Origin of the sequence: Thalassovita sp. (assembly GCF_034670005.1) — a bacterium.
Lineage (GTDB): Bacteria > Pseudomonadota > Alphaproteobacteria > Rhodobacterales > Rhodobacteraceae > Thalassobius.
On sequence record NZ_JAXMOH010000011.1, the window covers coordinates 25,729 to 43,737 of the forward strand.

Below are 18,009 nucleotides of genomic sequence, written 5' to 3' on the forward strand. Positions count from 1 at the left end.
CAAGTTTTCAAAGCTGGAACAGTCAGACCAGCCAAAATCGCGGGCCGGTGACCTGCGCCTCCGGCGGGAGTATTTTGGCCAAGATAAAATCGGGGAGTACAAATTTCATCTTGGCTGAAATACTCAGGCGCCGCGCTGCCGGCGCAGCTTTTCGAAATAGTCCAGCCGCTTTTTCAATTCCCGCTCGAAGCCGCGTTCAACAGGCAGGTAGAAGCTTTGCCGGCGCATTGTTTCAGGGAAATAATTCTGCCCAGAAAACCCGTCCTCGGCATCGTGATCATAGGCGTAGCCAGCGCCAAAGCCCTGTTCCTTCATCATCTTCGTCGGTGCATTCAGGATATGTTTCGGGGGCGGTTCGCTACCAGATTTTCGGGCGCTCGCCCGGGCGGCCTTGTAGGCGATGTAAACCGCGTTGCTTTTCGGGGCCAACGCCAGATAGGCCACCGCCTGCGCCAGTGCCAGTTCACCTTCGGGACTGCCCAGCCGTTCATAGGTTTCCCAGGCCTGCAGGCAAAGATATTGCGCCTGCGGGTCGGCCAAACCGATATCCTCGACCGCCATCCGGGTGATCCGCCGCGCCAGAAAGCGCGGATCTTCACCACCTTCCAGCATCCGTGCAAACCAATACAGCGCCGCATCCGGGTCGGAGCCACGCACAGATTTGTGCAGCGCCGAAATCAGGTTGTAATGCTCTTCGCCCGACTTGTCATATTTTGCCGCCCGCTTCATCAGCCGCTGCGATAGCGCCTCCACCGTCAGCTTGTCTTTGACGGTCCAGGCTGCCACCTGTTCAATCAGGTTCAGCAGCGCCCGACCGTCGCCATCGGCCATTTCCAACAACGCTTCGCGCGCAGGCCCATCCAGTGGCAAAGCCCGGTTTAATTCCTTTTCCGCCCGCTGTGCCAGACGTTCCAGATCGGCCAGTGCCAACCGTTCCAGCACCAGAACCTGCGACCGGCTGAGAACGGCGGCGTTCAGTTCGAAACTGGGATTTTCCGTGGTCGCACCAACCAGAAGGATGGTGCCGTCTTCCATATGCGGCAGGAAACTGTCCTGCTGCGCCTTGTTAAAGCGATGGATTTCGTCGACGAACAGAAGCGTCCCCTGCCCGGTCTGACGCCTGAGCCTGGCCGCTTCGAACACTTTCTTCAGATCCGGTACACCGGTAAAAATCGCGCTGATCTGCACGAAATGCAGATCGGTTTCATCCGCCAGAAGCCGCGCGATGGTGGTTTTGCCCACCCCCGGCGGCCCCCAAAAGATCAATGAAGACAGACTGCCCGAGCCCAGCATTACACCCAACGGCGCCTCTGGCCCCAGAACCTGATCCTGACCGATCACCTGCGCCAGCGTCTGCGGCCGCAGACGATCCGCCAGCGGCCTATGCGCGCTGCTGTGTTGGTCCGGGTTACCGGGGGCGGGATCGAACAGGTCGGCCATGTTTCACAGCCTGAACCGGATCACCAGCCGCTGCAAGCCGCGCTGCACGTCGAAGGCCAGGCGCTGTACCCGACCCGACAGGGCCTTTTCGACATCCTTGGTGGTTTCGACCGTTTTACCGTTAATCACATGCAGGATATCGCCGGATTGCAACCCGACCCGCGCCCCATAAGGGCCGGGCTTTTCGACCATTACGCCGGTGCTGCCCAAGGGAAGGCCGTATTCGGCCAGAATGGCGGGGTTGATATTGGAAACTTCCAACCCCGGCAGCGCCGTCTTCTTGTTCAGCACCCGGGTATCGCGTTTCGGGGTGTCGGGGGCCGCGATCAACCTGACACCAAATTCCTTGTTTTCCCCATCCCGGAACCGGGTTACCGGCACCTCCTGGCCCAGCCCCACCACCGACATGCGGAAAATCATCTCGGCGGGTGTGTTCACCGGTTGTCCGTCTACCGCCGTGATAACATCACCCGGGGCAAACCCCGCCTGCAGGAACGGGCTGACGGGGTGCAGCCCCGAAATCAGGATGCCGCCGGGGCGGTCAAGCCCGAGGCTGGCGGCGATATCGGCATCTACCGGTTGGCCGTTCATCCCGGCCCAAGGGCGCAGGAACCGATCATGGCCTTGCCGAGCCTGCGCCACGAATTGCGCGACAAGATTGGAAGGAATGGCAAACCCGATCCCGTTCGATCCACCCGAGCGGGTCAGGATCGAGGTATTGACGCCAATCAGGCGGCCGTTCACATCAATCAGCGCGCCACCGGAATTACCCGGGTTGATCGGCGCATCCGTCTGCAGGAAATAGCCGCGTCCATTGCCGGTCGCGGTGCCCGATCGCGCCAGCCCCGACACGATGCCGCTGCTGACGGTCTGACCGACCCCGAACGGGTTACCGATGGCCAGTGCCAATTCGCCCACCTCTACGCCGTCACTGTCGCGCAAGTCCAGAAACGGCATGTCGCGGGCACCGTCCAGCGAAAGGATCGCCAAATCGCTTTCTTCATCGGCGAGAACCACTTTTGCGTCGAATTCGCGCCGGTCATTCAGCACCACGCGGATTTCCGCCGCATCTCCGACCACATGGTAATTCGACACCACATAGCCGTCTTCGGACAGGATCACCCCGGATCCCAGTGAATTTTGCACCTGAGGCCGGACTTCGCCGAAATCCCGGAACATCCCGCGAAAGAACGGATCGTTCTGGAACGGGCTTTGCCGGGCCTGAACGATCCGCTTGGCATAGATATTCACCACTGCGGGTGTGGCCTGCTTCACCAAGGGGGCAAAGCCCAACTGAATTTCCATCTGGCTTTTCGGAACCTTGGTATCCGCCACCACAGGGCTGGCAAGGATAAGAAGAATGGAAATCAGGATACGCAGCATTTTGGTCCGCCTTTCATTGACTTGCCCCTGATATGCGAAGCGACGGGCCGGATTGCAAGCACCGAAGGCCCCTCCACGCGGCAGGAGCCTGCACGGTTCCCTTTAACCGGCCCGACGCAATGGAAGGGACCGGCGCTTTTCCACCGCCTTCGCCATCTGTTTCAACGCGATCACGGTGTCGTCCCAACCAAGGCAACCATCGGTGATCGATTGTCCATAGACCAGCGGCGCAGTTCCCAGTTCCTGCCGTCCGGCCACAAGGTGGCTTTCGACCATCACCCCGGTGATGCGCCCGTCACCTGCCGCGATCTGAGTGGCCACATCGGCCAGAACCAGCGGCTGTTTTTCGGGGTCCTTGTTGCTGTTGGCGTGGCTGGCATCAATCATTACCTGCGGGCGGATACCGTCCTGTTGCGCCTTTCGGCAGGCGGTTTCGACCGAGGCCGCATCGTAATTTGTCCCGCCGCCACCACGCAGGATGACATGGCAGTCGGGATTGCCGCTGGTGGCGGCAATGGCAGCACGACCGTTTTTGCCCAATGCCATGAAGTGATGCGGTCGCGCGGCCGAACGCACCGCGTCGATGGCGATCTGGACATTGCCCCTTGTACCGTTCTTGAACCCAACCGGGCAGGACAGCCCCGACGCCATTTCGCGGTGGATCTGGCTTTCTGTAGTCCGCGCACCGATGGCGGCCCAGGCCATCAGGTCAGAAATGTATTGCGGCACGGACGTATCGAGGAATTCGGTCCCCACCGGCAGGCCCATCCCATTGATATCGAGCAACAACCTACGCGCCATTTCCAGCCCCTCATTGATCCGGAACGATCCATCGAGTCGGGGGTCGTTGATCAACCCTTTCCAGCCGCCAATGGTACGGGGTTTTTCGAAGTACACCCGCATGACGATTTCCAGCGTATCAGACAGGTCATTTCGCAACGGTTGCAGCCGCTTGGCATAATCCATCGCGGCTGCCGGATCATGAATAGAACAGGGACCGACGACGGCAATCAAACGATCATCCGCCCCCCTGAGCACGTTTTGAATGGCCGCGCGCCCGTCCAGCACGGTCTGGGCGGTGCGGGCGGCGACAGGCAGCCGCGCGGTCAGGTCTTCGGGCGAAACCAGCTCTTGCATGCTGGTGATACGTAGGTTTTCGGTTTCCATTTTCTGGGCTTCCTTGTCGGGGCCCCGGGCGGACAAAAAAACCGCCCAGCGGGGCGGTTGGTGTGATGTCTGCTGTCTGATCCTAGTTCAGAACGCGTTGACCCCTCCGACCGCCGGTTGGCTCGGATAAAAATAAAACCAGACTGCGGCAAAAGTTTGGGTCATGTCCCGGACGCTAAGGGGGATTCGTGGCGCTGTCATCACAAAAAATGCGAATATCGTCGTTCCGGGCAAAAGGTGGGCAAAGAAAAACCCCCGCCAATGGCGGGGGTTCCATCTGGTCCGAGACCGGATATCTTATTCTGCGTCGGCAGCTTCAGCTTCCAGGCGGGCTTTGTCGCCAGCACCTTTGGCAGCCGGATCACGGTCGACGAATTCGATGATCGCCATCGGGGCCATGTCGCCATAGCGGAAACCCGCTTTCAGGACGCGGATGTAACCGCCCTGACGATCCTTGTAGCGCGGGCCCAGGATGTCGAACAGTTTCTCGACATACTGGTCCTGCTTGAGCTGCGATGCGGCCTGACGGCGGGCATGCAGATCGCCACGTTTGGCCAGCGTGATCAGCTTTTCAACGATCGGGCGCAGTTCCTTGGCTTTCGGCAGGGTGGTTTTAATCTGTTCATGTTCGATCAGCGAACCGGCCATGTTGGCCCACAGGGCCTTACGGTGTTCATGGGTTCGGTTCAGGCGGCGGTAACCACGAGCGTGACGCATTTTCTATCTCCTAATATCGCGTTTTGCTTTGTCTGGCCGGCGATGCGTGTCACCGGCTCTCCTTGGGGCAAGGCCCTGTATTTCCCCGGCAACCCGGGCATTCAGTGTTGAGAGGGCGGGGTTTCCCCCGCCGCAACTCAGAAAGCGTCTTCGAATTTCTTGGCCAGATCTTCGATATTGTCCGGCGGCCAATCTTCAACATCCATACCCAGATGCAGGCCCATGCCCGACAGCACTTCTTTGATCTCGTTCAAAGATTTGCGGCCGAAGTTCGGGGTGCGCAGCATTTCTGCTTCGGTTTTCTGGATCAGATCGCCAATATAAACGATATTGTCGTTCTTCAGGCAGTTGGCCGAACGCACAGACAGTTCCAACTCGTCTACTTTCTTCAGCAGCAGCGGGTTGAATTCCAGACCGTCATCTTCGTCCTGACGGCCAGCGGCTTCGGGTTCTTCGAAGTTGACGAAGATCGTCAGCTGGTCCTGAAGGATGCGCGCCGCATAAGCGATGGCATCTTCCGGGGTGACCGAACCGTCGGTTTCGATCTTCATGGTCAGCTTGTCATAGTCCAGAACCTGACCTTCACGGGTCGGCTGCACGTCGTAGCTGACTTTCTTGACCGGCGAATAGATTGCGTCGATCGGCATCAGGCCGATCGGTGCGTCTTCTGGTTTATTGCGGTCGGACGGTACATAGCCCTTACCAGTATTCACGGTCAGTTCCATGTACAGATCGGCCCCATCGTCGAGGTGGCAGATCACGTGTTCTTTGTTCAGGATCTCGATCCCAGCGCTGTCGCTGATGTCGCCCGCGGTGACAACCGACGGACCTTTGGCGTTGATCGACAGCCGCTTCGGCCCTTCGACTTCCATCCGCAGCGACACGCCCTTGAGGTTCAGAACGATGTCTGTCACGTCCTCGCGAACACCGGCCACGCTGGAGAATTCGTGCAGAACGTTATCGATCTGCACGCTGGTGATGGCCGCGCCCTGAAGCGAGCTCATCAGCACGCGACGCAGCGCGTTGCCCAAGGTCAGACCGAATCCGCGTTCGAGCGGTTCAGCGACCAGAGTGGCCTGACGAGTCGGGTCATTGCCCGGCTTCACATCAAGCTGTGTCGGCTTGATCAATTCTGCCCAATTTTTGTGGATCATGCGTCCCTCCATTCCTGTCCTGTCCCCATGTCCGAAGGCCAAGACGCCCGAGGTTTCAAAATGACGTACTGGGGCCGTGCGGATGCACAGCCCCAGTTGATAAGATGTTCTTAGACCCGGCGGCGTTTCGGCGGGCGGCAGCCGTTATGCGCGATCGGGGTCACATCACGGATCGAGGTGATGTTGAAACCGACAGCAGCCAAAGCGCGCAGCGCCGATTCACGGCCCGAACCGGGACCCTGAACTTCGACTTCCAGGGTTTTCACACCATGTTCCTGAGCCTTCTTGCCTGCATCTTCTGCAGCCATCTGAGCGGCATAGGGGGTCGACTTACGCGAGCCCTTGAAGCCCATGGTGCCGGCCGACGACCACGAAATGGCGTTGCCCTGCACGTCCGAGATCAGGATCTTGGTGTTGTTGAAGCTGGAGTTCACATGTGCGACGCCAGTTGCGATATTCTTGGAGACCTTTTTCTTGGCCCCACGACGGGTATCACGTGCCATTGGTAGCTACCTCCCTTACTTCTTCTTACCGGCAATGGCCTTTGCGGGGCCTTTGCGGGTACGAGCGTTGGTGTGGGTACGCTGACCGCGCACAGGAAGGTTGCGGCGATGGCGCAGACCGCGATAGCAGCCCAAGTCCATGAGACGCTTGATGTTCATCTGAACTTCACGACGCAGGTCACCTTCAACGGTGTAATTGGCGTCGATATGTTCACGGATGGCCAGAACTTCGGCATCCGACAACTCGTTAACCCGGCGGGCTTCGTCGATGTTGACGGCCTCGCAAATGGATTTAGCCGAGGAGGGGCCGATTCCGGTGATATATGTGAGGGCGATGGGAACCCGTTTGGCGGTCGGGATGTTTACGCCGGCGATACGTGCCACGTGTCACTTTCCTTTTCGTTGCGGTTCCGTAGCTCCAGAACCTTTTTTCACAACGTAAGCCCGACGCTATTCTTCGCCGGGCCTCAGCTGATCAGGTGATCTGCAAGACGGGCAAATCCCGCGATGCAAAAATGATTCTCTCTCCGAGATGAGGGTAGGTAGGAGGATTTTTCCACAAGGTCAAGGCCGGATTCCCGAAAGGAATTGGGGCCTATCAAAGCAGTACTGTTGATTGGACGCCTCTGCAGCGATGCGGGCATTCAAAAAGCGTTCGCAATACAGGTCGCACTGAAGTGTTGTCGCGTTCGATTTCATCGCGCTGCTCTTACATCGCCTTTACAGCCACCGAAATTGTTCGCTATCCTCACAAGTCCGATTTGTATGTCCCAAGTAGTAGGTTAACATGTTTCAATTGCTTTACTCCAGCAAACCCCTTTTCAACGCTGGCAGCCGTCAAGACGAAGAAATCTTACGCGCTGCGTTACAACACAACATCGATCAAGACATAACCGGCTTCCTTCTTCGGGACGTGTCGACCTTCTATCAGGTGCTGGAAGGGCCCGAAAAATCCATACTCGGTCTGTTTGAGACGATCAAAAGGGATTCGCGACACAAGGACGTTCAACGGGAAGGCTTCTGGGAAATAGAACGCCGATCATTCGGCCACTGGGCGATGGGATATCGCTGTTTGACATCCGAACTGGTGTCTTGCGAAACACTGCCGGAATCTGTCGGCGCCAAGCGGGGAGAGGCGATACGTAATTCGATCATCCGTATCGCCAAACCCGGTTTTTCTGCTTGATTTGCTAAAGCAGTTCTAGCCAAGAATGTCGGAAATCGCCGCTTGCACACCCTCGATCTCGCCCAGACCGTCCACGGTGCTTAGCTGACCCTTGGCATAGTAATACCCGATCAGAGGTGAGGTTTTCTTGTAATATTCCATCAGGCGCTGCTTGAGGCTTTCCTCATTGTCATCCGCCCGGCGTTTCTGGCTGCCGCCACCGCAATTGCTGCATTTGCCGTCGGCAGGCCACGGCTTGGTCTCGTCGTGATAAACTTCGCCACAGTTGCTGCAAGTCGACCGACCGGTGATGCGCGACACCAACGCAGCGTCATCCACCTGCATTTCGATCACTGCATCCAGGTTTTCACCCTTCTCGGACAGCAATTCGGCTAAAGCATCCGCCTGCCCCAAGGTGCGGGGAAAACCGTCAAAGATAAAACCGCCCGCCTTGTCGCCTTCCAGCTTCTCGCGGATCAGGCCGATCACGATTTCGTCGGTGACCAGATCGCCGCGCGCCATTACATCGGCCACGATCTTGCCCATCTCGGTGCCGCTATCCTTGGCTTCGCGCAGCATGTCGCCGGTCGAAAGCTGGATCATGTTACGGGTTTCCACCAAATGGCGGGCTTGCGTTCCTTTGCCCGCTCCTGGCGGTCCAAGCAGAATAATATTCATCGACGTGCGGGTCCCTTCCTTGCGCGTTTCTTCCCTTTACCGCGTAGCTGCGATTTTTCAATCAGCCCTTCGTACTGGTGTGCCAGCAAATGGCTTTGCACCTGCTGGATCGTATCCATGGTCACGGACACGACGATCAGTACCGAAGTACCGCCAAAATAGAATGGGATCGACAACTGGTGACGCAGAATTTCAGGAAGGAGACAAACTGCCGCAAGATAGGCCGCGCCCAGTACCAAAATCCGGTTGGTAACATATTCCAGATATTCGGCAGTCTTCTTACCCGGGCGAATGCCGGGAACGAAACCATTCTGATTCTTCAGATTGTCCGCCACTTCGTCGGGCTTGAAGGACACGTTGAAGGTATAGAAATAGGCGAAGAACACGATCATACCGACAAAGAACAGCAGGTAAAGCGGCTGCCCGGGGCCAAAATATGCCAACAAAGTCGACATGACTGGCCCGGTCTGTTGCCCTGAGAAGGTGCTGATCGTGGTCGGCAGCAACAGCAGCGAACTGGCAAAGATCGCCGGGATCACACCGGCCGGGTTAACCTTGATTGGCAGATGGCTCGATCCGCCATCATAGACTTTCATACCGACCTGACGGCGGGGATATTGAATATGGATTTTGCGCAGCGCGCGTTCCATGAATACAACGAACGCGATCACCGCCACGATCATTATCAACACGCCAACGATCACCGCCGGGCTGATCGCGCCAGACCGGCCCTGGCTCAGGAACTGGGCCAGCGCAGCGGGGACTTCGGCGATGATGCCGACGAAAATGATCAGAGAGATACCATTGCCGATGCCGCGATTGGTGATCTGTTCACCCAGCCACATCAGGAACATCGTGCCGCCAACCAGAGTGATCACGCAGGAGGCGCGGAAAAACAGCCCCGGATCGGTAACCAGATCACCCGCTTCCAACGATGCTGCCAGCCCGTAAGCCTGCAACGTGGCAAGGGCCACGGTGCCGTAACGAGTATACTGATTGATCTTCTTGCGGCCCTGGTCGCCTTCCTTCTTCAGCTGCTCCATCGATGGCACCATCGAGGTCAGAAGCTGTACGATGATCGACGCCGAGATATAAGGCATGATGCCGAGAGCCAGAATGCCCATCCGACCGAGCGCACCGCCGGTAAACATCGACAGAATACCGCCCAAACCAGCGGCCGCACCTTCCATGAAGTCGCGCAGCGCCACACCGTCGATTCCGGGAACCGGAATGAACGTGCCGAGGCGGTAGACAATCAGAAGGCCCAGGGTGAACAGGATGCGGCTGCGAAGCTCGGTCGCCTTTCCAAGGGCGGCCCAACTTGTGTTCGCGGCCATTTGTTCGACTGCAGATACCATGCGTGGTCTCTCTCATATGACAACGCCGCCTAGAGCGTTTTCCAGCTCAGGCGGCGTTCTTAGGAAAACTTGGGCCTATGTAAGCGGCTCAGCCGCCGCTCACAACCCGTTAAGCTGTCGCTTACGCTTTGACCTTCAGCGAGCCGCCCGCTTTTTCGACCGCTTCGATGGCCGACTTCGATGCGCCGGTCACGTCCAGATCGACCTTGGCGCTGAAATCGCCTTTGGCCAGAATGCGTACGCCGTCCAGCTTACGACGCACCAGACCGCTTTCGACCAGCACGTCTTCGGTGATCGGAGCCTTGGCGTCGATTTTGCCAGCGTCGATGAATTTCGCCAGAAGGCCAAGGTTCACAACGGCATATTTCTTGGGGTTCGGGACGTTAAATCCGCGCTTGGGCAAGCGTTGATAGAGCGGCATCTGGCCGCCTTCGTAGCCATTGATCGCCACACCCGAACGCGATTTTTGGCCTTTGATACCACGGCCACCCATTTTACCTTTACCCGAACCGGGGCCACGGGCCACACGGGTGCGTTTTGGGGTGGCGCCGGGATTGTCGCGCAGTTCATTCAGTTTCATTTCGCTTCTCCTTGCCGGATATGATCCCCGAAGCGTGATAGGATCAAACGCGGCTTTTTTTGATTGTTGATTCTGTGGCACACAGGGCCACCGGGGGCGTATAGACGCAAGGCCTGCGCATTGCAAGAGTCACAACTTGTATCGCTGCGCCTGAATTCAGGCTGCCGCCAATTCGATCCAGACCCGCGCCCCGCCCGCTGGCGATTGTTCCATCCCGATCCAGCCACCCATCGCATCGATATAGGTTCGCGCTAAGGTCAGCCCCAAACCAACGCCCGATATGTCGCTATGCTTGTAAGCCAGCCGTTCAAACGGTTCGAACACCCTTTGGGCATCCGCCGAAGCCAATCCCGGACCGTTGTCATCAATCCGAATATGGCACATTCCGTCACTTACTTCTGCGGTAACGGAAACCAGACAATCCTTGCCGCCATATTTTTCGGAATTCTCGAACAGCAGTGCCAGCGCACGAACCAGCAGTTCGGTATTTGCACGCAGTTTTTGGCCATCGGGCACCTGAAAACGGTAACTGATCGCATGTTTTGGCCGAAGCCGTTCATTCCGTTGACGCGCCATTTCCAGAACATCCAGAAGATCGACCTGTTCGATGGACGACGCCACCCTGCCGGTGGATACCGTCGTCATATTGGTCGCCTTTTGGGTCAGGCTGATCAGGTTTACCCCCGCGTCGAGAATGAATGTTGCGTAATCCCTCAGCCTTTTGCCCGACTCCGGAGACCCGTCAACGTGAAGTAAATCCAACAGTTCTGCATAACCGATGATCGTATTCAGCGGAGTGCGGATTTCATGACTGAGCGTTGACATAACATTGTTGAGCAACTGTACATTGGATTGTGTCGAGTTGAGCGCCAATCTCAGATCCTCGGTTCGTTCACGCACCAGTTCTTCGAGATTTCTGTGCTGAATCTCCAGCTCTTTCAGATTGCGACGGTGCCGCAGCAATTCATCGCTTTGCGAAAGTCGCTCGGTAATATCGGACACGAAGGCAGTGCTATAAGTCTTTCCGTCGGCCACTATTCCGGTCAGACCGATTTCAATAGGAACGTCCCGGCCATCCCGATGGCGCCCGAACAGGACCTGGTTCCCCCCCATCGGCCGGGATTTCGGCGCCGCCACGAAACCGGAGCGCAGTTTGACGTGTTTATCATGCAAATGCTCAGGGAGCAGAATTTCCAAGCGTTTGCCGTGCAGCTCGCCGCGCTCATACCCGAAGATATCACACAAAGAATGATTGGCCCAAACCACAATGCCCATATCATCCACGATGATCACACCGTTCGGGGAACTTTCTGCGGTCGCTTTCAAAAGAAAATCGAGATTCGGCCCAGCAAAACCGTCTTCCACAGGCTGGGTATCCTGTGAATTTTCCGGGTAATCCGTGGGTCTTGGCATATTAGCTTCCGGCTCCGCGCAATTCCATTAGGACTTGGAACGACAGATATTAACAATATCTTACCGGAATAAAGAAGCTGTAAGTCAGATAGAACTTTTGCCGCTCTTGCGATGCCGTCATATCAACATCTCGTTGGTCCGAATACCCGTCCCCAATTCGCACGTGTTCAGGCCAAGGGCAATTCCAACCACACGCGCAATCCGCCCTGCGGTGATTGCTCCATTCCCATCCTTCCACCCATCGCGGTCATGTAGGCCTGGGCCAATGTTAACCCCAGCCCGGTACCGGACACGCTGCCATGTTTCTGTCCCAGCCGCTCAAAGGGTTCGAACGCCCTTTGATAGTCCCCCTCGTTTAGTCCAGCACCATTATCATCCAGCCGCAAACGGCACCGCCCTGCCCTTTTTTCCGCCGAAATGATCAACTTGCTGTCAGCACCGGCATATTTCGCCGCGTTCTCGAACAATAAATCCATGGTGCGGATCAAAAGGTCCTCATCGCCCCTCACCATCGGAACATCGACAAGATTGACCTGGAATTCCGAAACCATGGACCGCATCAACTTGGCACTGCGGCAGCGCGCCCGCTCCACGATTTCATCCAATGCCAGCGGCTTGGTATCCGCTACCGCCCCGCCGGTGGAAACCACCGTCATCTGAGACGCCTTCGCCGCCAACTCGATCAACATGTTGCCTGCGTCCAGTATGAGAGCCGGGTAATCCTCATGGTCTCTGTCGAAATCGACAATATTGTTGTCCGCCATTGATTTCATCATTTCGGCATAGCCGACGATAATGCTCAATGGCGTCCGGAATTCGTGACTGAAAGAACGCAGCACGTCTTGCAGCAGCTTTACATTGGATTCGGTTGACCGCAGTGCCATGCGCAGATCTTCGGTTCGCTCATCAACCATCTGTTCCAGATTGCGGCGATAGATCTCCAGCTCTTTTTCACGCCTGTAGCGCGGCGTGACATCAATAACGAAAGCGATCGAATACACCTGATCGGCGGTTTCCAGACTGCCAAGCCCGACTTCAATGGGAATATTGCGGCCATCCCGGTGCCGCCCGAACAGAACAACCGTTCCCCCCATCGGCCGCCGTGAAGGTTCACGCGCAAATGCATCCCGCAAAGCTACGTGGCGTCCTTTCACATCATCGGGAACAAGTACTTCAATCGGCTCTCCGATCAAATCCGGGCTGGTGTAACCAAAAGTTTTTTCAAATGAGGCGTTGACCCAGACAATCGCCCCCGACTTGTTAGTTATGACGATCCCATTCGGCGAAGCATGGCCGACCTGACCTGCCAATTGCTCAATCGAATCGAGATCCAGTCCAGAATCTGCCAATGCAGGTCGCCTCCAACAAGCGAATGCTTCGCATACCTGACTTTATGGTGCATGTTTTATCAACAACCGCCAAGTGTTTTGTCTTGTGCCTTTTCCCAATAAGCTACTGAAACCACACGCCAAAGGAGAGTTAGGCAAATCTGTTCGATCCATAAGGTGAAGACAGCTGCCCGCCTCGCAACTAAAGCTCCATGCCGAACACCTGACAGGCACTGGCAATTATCCGCTAAAAGCCACGGGCTGGCCTGATTTTTGCTATATTTTCCAGTATCGTTACCGTTAAACCATTTATCCACTGTCTAAGGCTCGTGAAAGATTAATGATCCGCACTCTGACCTATGTTCTCGGTATCCTTGTTCTCGCGCAATCCGCGCTGGCACAGAAAGCGGGCGTTGGTGCCTGGGAAAACCCCGGTAAAACAACTCTGGAATGGATCGAACAACGGCCCGGGCTTGAATGGTATTACAACTGGCGCCCAGATCAGATTTGGCATCGCGGCGGCGTGTCCCGTACGGTCGAATTCGTGCCGATGATCCACAATGCCCGTGACGTGAATAAACGCATTGTGTCGTCCCGCCGGGCCAAAGCTTTGCTGGGCTTCAACGAACCCGACCGCAACAATGGCAAGCATCAGGCCGGTCTCTCGGTCAAAAAGGCCGCAGCGCTCTGGCCCAAGCTGGAAGCGCGTGGCCTGCGTCTCGGGTCCCCGGCCACGACACAGGGTGAAACGCTTGGCAAGGGATCGTGGCAACACCGGTTCATGACCGAAGTGGGCCGCCGCGGGTTGCGGGTCGATTTCATGGCGGTACATTATTATTCGAAAAACGGCGACGTCGCGGCTTTCCGAAAATGGCTGCAAGCGGTGCACCGCGCCTATGGCCGCCCGATCTGGGTAACCGAATTCGCCATGATCGACTGGAACCGCCCTGGTGCTGTCAGCTATCAACAAAACGCGCGCTTCGCTGAACAGGCCATCGCAATGATGGAAAACCTGGCCTTTGTCGAACGTCACGCCTGGTTCGCGGCCAACCCTTATCCCTGGAACGGCCAGTCCCCTCAGATCAACCTGGTGGACCGCAATATGGAACCAACCCCGGTTGGGCTTGCCTTTGACCGGATACTGACCCGTGTGGGATCACGCAAGGTTGCTGGCCTGACCGAATAAGGCAGCAAACTGGGTTTTCCAGCGCCTAACGATCAGGATACTCAATCCCCCAAAGTAAAAAAACACCCCCGGTCATTTCTGACCGAGGGTGTATCATTTAGCAAACCGGACGTCTGTCCGCTAGCTCGCCTAGCTTAGTCGCGCTCTTCGACGATCTCGACCAGATGCGGGATCTTGTTGACCATGCCGCGGATCGCGGGGGTGTCTTCAAGTTCGCGGGTCTTGTGCATCTTGTTCAGGCCCAGACCGATAAGGGTCTGACGCTGAATGGCGGGACGGCGGATCGGAGACCCGATCTGTTTGACAACGATAGTAGCCATGTCGATTTCTCCTTACGCTTCCGCTTGCGCGGTTTCTGCCGGTGCAGGAGCTTCATCCTTACGAAGGATGTCGGCCACTTTTTTGCCACGACGGGCCGCAACCGAACGCGGGCTGGCTTCTTTGGTCAAGCCGTCCAGCGTTGCGCGGATCATGTTATAGGGGTTCTGCGACCCGATCGACTTCGACACGACATCCTTGATGCCCAGCATCTCGAATACAGCACGCATCGGACCACCGGCGATGATACCGGTACCTTCCGGTGCAGTCCGCATAACGACTTTACCGGCGCCATGACGGCCTGCCATGTCGTGATGCAGGGTGCGGCCTTCTTTCAGCGGCACACGGATCATCTGACGCTTGGCCTGTTCGGTGGCTTTGCGGATGGCCTCGGGGACCTCTTTCGCTTTACCTTTACCAAAACCGACGCGACCTTTTTGATCGCCAACAACCACCAGGGCAGCGAAGCCGAAGCGCTTACCACCTTTTACGGTTTTCGACACACGGTTGATCGCGACCAGACGATCGGCGAATTCCGGGGTTTCATCACGATCGCGGCGGTTGCCACGACGGTTATCACGTTCTGCCATTCGGCATTCCTTTCATGCTGGCGCGACGAGGCGCCCAAATATCTCAATCCTGGTGGCGGCCCCAAAACGGGGGCGCGTCCCGGATCATCGGGGGGACGCGAACGTCCCCCGCAAGTCTTTAGAACTTCAGACCACCTTCACGCGCAGCGTCGGCCAGAGCCTTCACCTTGCCATGAAACAGGAAGCCGCCGCGGTCGAAATAGCATTCCTCGACGCCGGCTTTCTTGGCGCGCTCGGCGATTGCCGTGCCCACCTTGGCAGCTGCTTCGACATTGTTCTTGCCAACCACACCGAGGTCCTTCTCCAAAGAGGAGGCCGCGGCAAGGGTGACGCCTTGAACGTCGTCGATCAGCTGCACGCTGATGTTCTTGTTGGAGCGATGAACCGACAGGCGCAATTTGCCACGATTCACTTTCCGCTGCTTGTTCCGAACGCGCAAGCGGCGCTTCAGAAACAGGGTACGTTTGCTGTTTGCCATTTTGCTCGTCCTTACTTCTTCTTGCCTTCCTTACGGAAGATATACTCGTCTTTGTACTTAATGCCCTTGCCCTTATAGGGCTCCGGCGCACGCCATTCGCGGATATTGGCCGCGACCTGACCGACGAGTTGCACATCGTCACCTTCGATAACGATTTCAGTCTGCTTCGGGCAGGTCACGGTTACACCGTTCGGCACCTCGAAGTTGACTTCATGCGAATAACCAAGGTTCAGCTTCAGGACGTTGCCTGCCATCTGTGCCCGGTAACCCACACCGTTGATCTCCAGCTCTTTCTTGAAGCCTTCGCTCACACCTTTGACCATGTTGGCCACGACGGTGCGCGACATGCCCCACTGCTGACGGGCGCGCTTGGATTTGCCGCGCGGCGTCACGGTCACGACATTGTCGTCGACCGTCAGGGTCACATCGTCAGTTGCAGTAAAGCTCTGGGTCGCTTTCGGACCCTTCACTTCGATGGTCTGACCCGACACGGTGGCGGAAACGCCGCTGGGCAGGTCAACCGGTTTTTTACCAATACGAGACATTGCAACCTCCTTAGAAGACGGTGCAGAGCACTTCGCCGCCAACATTGTTGGAGCGCGCAGCTGCGTCCGACATCACACCTTTCGGAGTGCTGACAATCGACACGCCCAGACCTTGACGGACAACGGGGATGTCATTGACGCCCATGTAGACGCGACGACCGGGTTTCGAAACCCGTTTCACTTCGCGAATGACAGGAGTGCCTTCGTAGTATTTCAGGCTGATTTCCAAGGTCGGATGACCGTTGCTATCAGTGCCTTTTTCGTAGCCGCGGATGTAGCCTTCGTCAGCCAACACATCCAGAACCCAACCGCGCAGTTTCGAAGCGGGGGTCGACACGGTCGACTTGCCACGCAACTGAGAGTTACGGATACGGGTGAGCATATCGCCGATAGGATCGTTCATATCACTCTCTCCCTTACCAGCTGGATTTCACCAAACCGGGGATCTGGCCAAACGAGCCCAGTTCCCGCAGCATGATACGGCTGACCTTGAGCTTACGGTAGTAAGCGTGGGGACGACCGGTCAGCTGACAGCGGTTGTGAAGACGGGTAGCCGAGCTGTTGCGCGGCAGTTCAGCAAGCTTCAAAGAAGCGCGAAAACGCTCTTCCATCGGCTTGTCTTTGTCATTGATGATCTCTTTGAGAGCAGCACGCTTGGTGGCATAACGGGCCACCAGCTTCTCGCGCTTCTTCTCGCGTTCGACCATGGATTTCTTAGCCATTACTCTATCTCCCCGCGTCAGCTATTGAAGGGCATGTTGAAGGCTTTCAACAGGCTCTTGGCTTCCGCGTCGGTATCCGCGGTGGTGGCAATCACGATGTCCATGCCCCAGACTTCATCGACTTTGTCGAAATCGATCTCGGGGAAGACGATGTGCTCTTTCAGACCGGTGGCATAGTTGCCGCGACCATCGAACGATTTGCCCGACACGCCGCGGAAGTCGCGGATACGAGGCATTGCGATGGTGATCAGACGGTCCAGGAATTCGTACATCCGGTCGCCGCGCAGGGTCACTTTCGCGCCCATTGGCATACCTTCACGAACACGGAAACCAGCGATCGAGTTCTTGGCAACGGTGGTCAAGGCCTTCTGACCGGCGATCAGCGTCAGGTCTTCCTGAGCCGACTTGGCTTTCTTGCTGTCTCTGACAGCTTCTGCACCACAGCCGATGTTCAGCACGATCTTGTCCAAACGTGGGATCTGCATGTCGTTCTTGTAACCGAACTCTTCTTTCAGAGCGGCCCGGATCGTTTCGACATACAGCGCCTTCAGACGCGGGGTATAAGTCGCGGTATCAAGCATCGATCACGTCCCCCGTGGTCTTGGCAAAACGGACTTTCTTGTCGCCTTCCATACGGAAGCCAACACGGGTCGCTTTACCATTTGCGTCGAGATAGGCCAAGTTCGACAGCTGGATCGGCATTGCCTTGGGCAGGCGGCCGCCTTGGCTGGTCTGAGTCTGGCGGGTGTGACGGATGGCCATGTTCAGACCTTCAACCACGGCTTTACCGGCTTTCGGGTCGATCGAGGCGATAACGCCTTCTTTGCCCTTGTCCTTGCCGGTCAGGACGACGACCTTGTCGCCTTTTTTCAGTTTGGCAGCCATCTTACAGCACCTCCGGGGCGAGCGAGATGATCTTCATGAAGTTCTTCGCGCGAAGTTCGCGAACAACCGGCCCGAAGATACGGGTGCCGACCGGTTCGCCTGCGTTATTCAGAATAACGGCGGCGTTGCGGTCAAAACGGATCGAAGTACCATCTTCGCGACGGACTTCTTTGGCGGTGCGTACGACGACGGCCTTACGGACGTCACCCTTTTTCACGCGACCGCGCGGGATGGCTTCTTTCACCGACACCACGATGATGTCGCCGACCGACGCATAGCGACGGTGCGAGCCACCCAGAACCTTGATGCACTGAACTCGGCGAGCGCCGGAGTTATCAGCAACATCCAGATTGGTCTGCATCTGGATCATTTGGTTTCTCCCGACCTGTGGGGGGGCTT

23 protein-coding genes are annotated in these 18,009 nt (G+C 57.0%); 2 read left to right on the forward strand and 21 right to left on the reverse strand.

Going from position 1 to position 18,009, the window contains the following annotated elements:
* Positions 1–123: 123 nt before the first annotated feature.
* The 7 genes from VOI23_RS15920 to rpsM all read right to left on the reverse strand — a co-directional run bounded on the left by VOI23_RS15920 (position 124) and on the right by rpsM (position 6,748).
* Positions 124–1,440 (reverse strand): replication-associated recombination protein A, encoded by a 1,317-nt coding sequence (locus VOI23_RS15920; RefSeq protein WP_323785941.1) that lies wholly within the window; start codon positions 1,438–1,440, stop codon positions 124–126.
* Between the two features lie 3 nt (positions 1,441–1,443).
* Positions 1,444–2,823 carry a trypsin-like peptidase domain-containing protein gene (locus tag VOI23_RS15925; protein ID WP_323785942.1) on the reverse strand — a complete coding sequence of 460 codons (1,380 nt, stop codon included), beginning with the start codon at positions 2,821–2,823 and terminating at the stop codon, positions 1,444–1,446.
* Between the two features lie 102 nt (positions 2,824–2,925).
* Positions 2,926–3,990 (reverse strand): 3-deoxy-7-phosphoheptulonate synthase, encoded by a 1,065-nt coding sequence (locus tag VOI23_RS15930; RefSeq protein WP_323785943.1) that lies wholly within the window; start codon positions 3,988–3,990, stop codon positions 2,926–2,928.
* 297 nt (positions 3,991–4,287) lie between these two features.
* Positions 4,288–4,707 (reverse strand): 50S ribosomal protein L17, encoded by a 420-nt coding sequence (rplQ, locus tag VOI23_RS15935; protein WP_323785944.1) that lies wholly within the window; start codon positions 4,705–4,707, stop codon positions 4,288–4,290.
* A 137-nt stretch (positions 4,708–4,844) separates the two neighbouring features.
* Positions 4,845–5,861 (reverse strand): DNA-directed RNA polymerase subunit alpha, encoded by a 1,017-nt coding sequence (locus VOI23_RS15940; RefSeq protein ID WP_323785945.1) that lies wholly within the window; start codon positions 5,859–5,861, stop codon positions 4,845–4,847.
* Positions 5,862–5,971: 110 nt separating this feature from the next.
* On the reverse strand, positions 5,972–6,364 hold the full coding sequence (rpsK, locus tag VOI23_RS15945) for a 30S ribosomal protein S11 (protein ID WP_058260853.1): 393 nt from the start codon (positions 6,362–6,364) through the stop codon (positions 5,972–5,974).
* Positions 6,365–6,379: 15 nt separating this feature from the next.
* Positions 6,380–6,748, reverse strand: a complete 369-nt coding sequence (gene rpsM, locus VOI23_RS15950; RefSeq protein WP_323785947.1) for a 30S ribosomal protein S13 — start codon at positions 6,746–6,748, stop codon at positions 6,380–6,382.
* 403 nt (positions 6,749–7,151) lie between these two features.
* Between rpsM and VOI23_RS15955 the strand changes: the two genes are divergently transcribed.
* A complete protein-coding gene (locus VOI23_RS15955; protein ID WP_323785948.1) occupies positions 7,152–7,550 on the forward strand; it encodes a BLUF domain-containing protein in 399 nt (132 codons plus the stop codon).
* Positions 7,551–7,565: 15 nt separating this feature from the next.
* On the opposite strand, the gene VOI23_RS15960 is transcribed toward VOI23_RS15955, so the two are convergent.
* From VOI23_RS15960 to VOI23_RS15980, 5 genes are all read right to left on the reverse strand, one after another.
* Positions 7,566–8,207 (reverse strand): adenylate kinase, encoded by a 642-nt coding sequence (locus tag VOI23_RS15960; RefSeq protein WP_323785949.1) that lies wholly within the window; start codon positions 8,205–8,207, stop codon positions 7,566–7,568.
* Positions 8,204–9,565 (reverse strand): preprotein translocase subunit SecY, encoded by a 1,362-nt coding sequence (secY, locus tag VOI23_RS15965; protein WP_323785950.1) that lies wholly within the window; start codon positions 9,563–9,565, stop codon positions 8,204–8,206. The genes VOI23_RS15960 and secY overlap by 4 nt, the downstream gene beginning before the upstream one ends.
* Before the next feature lie 121 nt (positions 9,566–9,686).
* Complete coding sequence (gene rplO / locus VOI23_RS15970) at positions 9,687–10,145, reverse strand: 50S ribosomal protein L15 (protein ID WP_323785952.1); 459 nt, start codon at positions 10,143–10,145, stop codon at positions 9,687–9,689.
* Positions 10,146–10,301: 156 nt separating this feature from the next.
* Positions 10,302–11,558: a PAS domain-containing sensor histidine kinase gene (locus VOI23_RS15975; protein ID WP_323785953.1), complete on the reverse strand. Its 1,257-nt coding sequence runs from the start codon at positions 11,556–11,558 to the stop codon at positions 10,302–10,304.
* Between the two features lie 167 nt (positions 11,559–11,725).
* Positions 11,726–12,907 (reverse strand): ATP-binding protein, encoded by a 1,182-nt coding sequence (locus tag VOI23_RS15980; RefSeq protein ID WP_323785954.1) that lies wholly within the window; start codon positions 12,905–12,907, stop codon positions 11,726–11,728.
* A gap of 319 nt (positions 12,908–13,226) precedes the next feature.
* Between VOI23_RS15980 and VOI23_RS15985 the strand changes: the two genes are divergently transcribed.
* A complete protein-coding gene (locus VOI23_RS15985) occupies positions 13,227–14,072 on the forward strand; it encodes a glycosyl hydrolase (RefSeq protein WP_323785955.1) in 846 nt (281 codons plus the stop codon).
* Positions 14,073–14,206: 134 nt separating this feature from the next.
* On the opposite strand, the gene rpmD is transcribed toward VOI23_RS15985, so the two are convergent.
* The 9 genes from rpmD to rplN form a co-directional block, all read right to left on the reverse strand.
* Complete coding sequence (gene rpmD, locus VOI23_RS15990; protein WP_323785957.1) at positions 14,207–14,392, reverse strand: 50S ribosomal protein L30; 186 nt, start codon at positions 14,390–14,392, stop codon at positions 14,207–14,209.
* Between the two features lie 12 nt (positions 14,393–14,404).
* Positions 14,405–14,980, reverse strand: a complete 576-nt coding sequence (gene rpsE, locus VOI23_RS15995) for a 30S ribosomal protein S5 (protein WP_323785958.1) — start codon at positions 14,978–14,980, stop codon at positions 14,405–14,407.
* 118 nt (positions 14,981–15,098) lie between these two features.
* The gene (gene rplR / locus VOI23_RS16000) at positions 15,099–15,458 is read right to left on the reverse strand and encodes a 50S ribosomal protein L18 (protein WP_323785959.1); all 360 of its coding nucleotides are present in this window, start codon (positions 15,456–15,458) and stop codon (positions 15,099–15,101) included.
* Between the two features lie 11 nt (positions 15,459–15,469).
* Positions 15,470–16,003, reverse strand: a complete 534-nt coding sequence (rplF, locus tag VOI23_RS16005; protein ID WP_058260865.1) for a 50S ribosomal protein L6 — start codon at positions 16,001–16,003, stop codon at positions 15,470–15,472.
* 10 nt (positions 16,004–16,013) lie between these two features.
* Positions 16,014–16,406, reverse strand: coding sequence for a 30S ribosomal protein S8 (gene rpsH, locus VOI23_RS16010; protein ID WP_323785961.1), 393 nt, complete (start codon positions 16,404–16,406; stop codon positions 16,014–16,016).
* 13 nt (positions 16,407–16,419) lie between these two features.
* A complete protein-coding gene (gene rpsN / locus VOI23_RS16015) occupies positions 16,420–16,725 on the reverse strand; it encodes a 30S ribosomal protein S14 (protein WP_323785962.1) in 306 nt (101 codons plus the stop codon).
* A gap of 17 nt (positions 16,726–16,742) precedes the next feature.
* Complete coding sequence (gene rplE, locus VOI23_RS16020; protein ID WP_323785963.1) at positions 16,743–17,306, reverse strand: 50S ribosomal protein L5; 564 nt, start codon at positions 17,304–17,306, stop codon at positions 16,743–16,745.
* Positions 17,299–17,610: a 50S ribosomal protein L24 gene (rplX, locus tag VOI23_RS16025; protein WP_323785964.1), complete on the reverse strand. Its 312-nt coding sequence runs from the start codon at positions 17,608–17,610 to the stop codon at positions 17,299–17,301. Before rplX ends, rplE begins: the two co-directional genes overlap by 8 nt.
* A 1-nt stretch (position 17,611) precedes the next feature.
* Entirely contained in the window at positions 17,612–17,980 is a 369-nt protein-coding gene (gene rplN / locus VOI23_RS16030; protein ID WP_009805806.1) for a 50S ribosomal protein L14, read from the reverse strand.
* Positions 17,981–18,009: the final 29 nt, after the last annotated feature.

What these genes read in the sequence shown, in the direction of transcription:
- VOI23_RS15920 (WP_323785941.1), bottom strand. Translation starts at nt 1,440, where the DNA reads ATGGCCGACCTGTTCGATCCCGCCCCCGGTAACCCGGACCAACACAGC.
- VOI23_RS15925 (WP_323785942.1), bottom strand. Translation starts at nt 2,823, where the DNA reads ATGCTGCGTATCCTGATTTCCATTCTTCTTATCCTTGCCAGCCCTGTG.
- VOI23_RS15930 (WP_323785943.1), bottom strand. Translation starts at nt 3,990, where the DNA reads ATGGAAACCGAAAACCTACGTATCACCAGCATGCAAGAGCTGGTTTCG.
- rplQ (WP_323785944.1), bottom strand. Translation starts at nt 4,707, where the DNA reads ATGCGTCACGCTCGTGGTTACCGCCGCCTGAACCGAACCCATGAACAC.
- VOI23_RS15940 (WP_323785945.1), bottom strand. Translation starts at nt 5,861, where the DNA reads ATGATCCACAAAAATTGGGCAGAATTGATCAAGCCGACACAGCTTGAT.
- rpsK (WP_058260853.1), bottom strand. Translation starts at nt 6,364, where the DNA reads ATGGCACGTGATACCCGTCGTGGGGCCAAGAAAAAGGTCTCCAAGAAT.
- VOI23_RS15955 (WP_323785948.1), top strand. Translation starts at nt 7,152, where the DNA reads ATGTTTCAATTGCTTTACTCCAGCAAACCCCTTTTCAACGCTGGCAGC.
- VOI23_RS15960 (WP_323785949.1), bottom strand. Translation starts at nt 8,207, where the DNA reads ATGAATATTATTCTGCTTGGACCGCCAGGAGCGGGCAAAGGAACGCAA.
- secY (WP_323785950.1), bottom strand. Translation starts at nt 9,565, where the DNA reads ATGGTATCTGCAGTCGAACAAATGGCCGCGAACACAAGTTGGGCCGCC.
- rplO (WP_323785952.1), bottom strand. Translation starts at nt 10,145, where the DNA reads ATGAAACTGAATGAACTGCGCGACAATCCCGGCGCCACCCCAAAACGC.
- VOI23_RS15975 (WP_323785953.1), bottom strand. Translation starts at nt 11,558, where the DNA reads ATGCCAAGACCCACGGATTACCCGGAAAATTCACAGGATACCCAGCCT.
- VOI23_RS15985 (WP_323785955.1), top strand. Translation starts at nt 13,227, where the DNA reads ATGATCCGCACTCTGACCTATGTTCTCGGTATCCTTGTTCTCGCGCAA.
- rpmD (WP_323785957.1), bottom strand. Translation starts at nt 14,392, where the DNA reads ATGGCTACTATCGTTGTCAAACAGATCGGGTCTCCGATCCGCCGTCCC.
- rpsE (WP_323785958.1), bottom strand. Translation starts at nt 14,980, where the DNA reads ATGGCAGAACGTGATAACCGTCGTGGCAACCGCCGCGATCGTGATGAA.
- rplR (WP_323785959.1), bottom strand. Translation starts at nt 15,458, where the DNA reads ATGGCAAACAGCAAACGTACCCTGTTTCTGAAGCGCCGCTTGCGCGTT.
- rplF (WP_058260865.1), bottom strand. Translation starts at nt 16,003, where the DNA reads ATGTCTCGTATTGGTAAAAAACCGGTTGACCTGCCCAGCGGCGTTTCC.
- rpsH (WP_323785961.1), bottom strand. Translation starts at nt 16,406, where the DNA reads ATGAACGATCCTATCGGCGATATGCTCACCCGTATCCGTAACTCTCAG.
- rpsN (WP_323785962.1), bottom strand. Translation starts at nt 16,725, where the DNA reads ATGGCTAAGAAATCCATGGTCGAACGCGAGAAGAAGCGCGAGAAGCTG.
- rplE (WP_323785963.1), bottom strand. Translation starts at nt 17,306, where the DNA reads ATGCTTGATACCGCGACTTATACCCCGCGTCTGAAGGCGCTGTATGTC.
- rplX (WP_323785964.1), bottom strand. Translation starts at nt 17,610, where the DNA reads ATGGCTGCCAAACTGAAAAAAGGCGACAAGGTCGTCGTCCTGACCGGC.
- rplN (WP_009805806.1), bottom strand. Translation starts at nt 17,980, where the DNA reads ATGATCCAGATGCAGACCAATCTGGATGTTGCTGATAACTCCGGCGCT.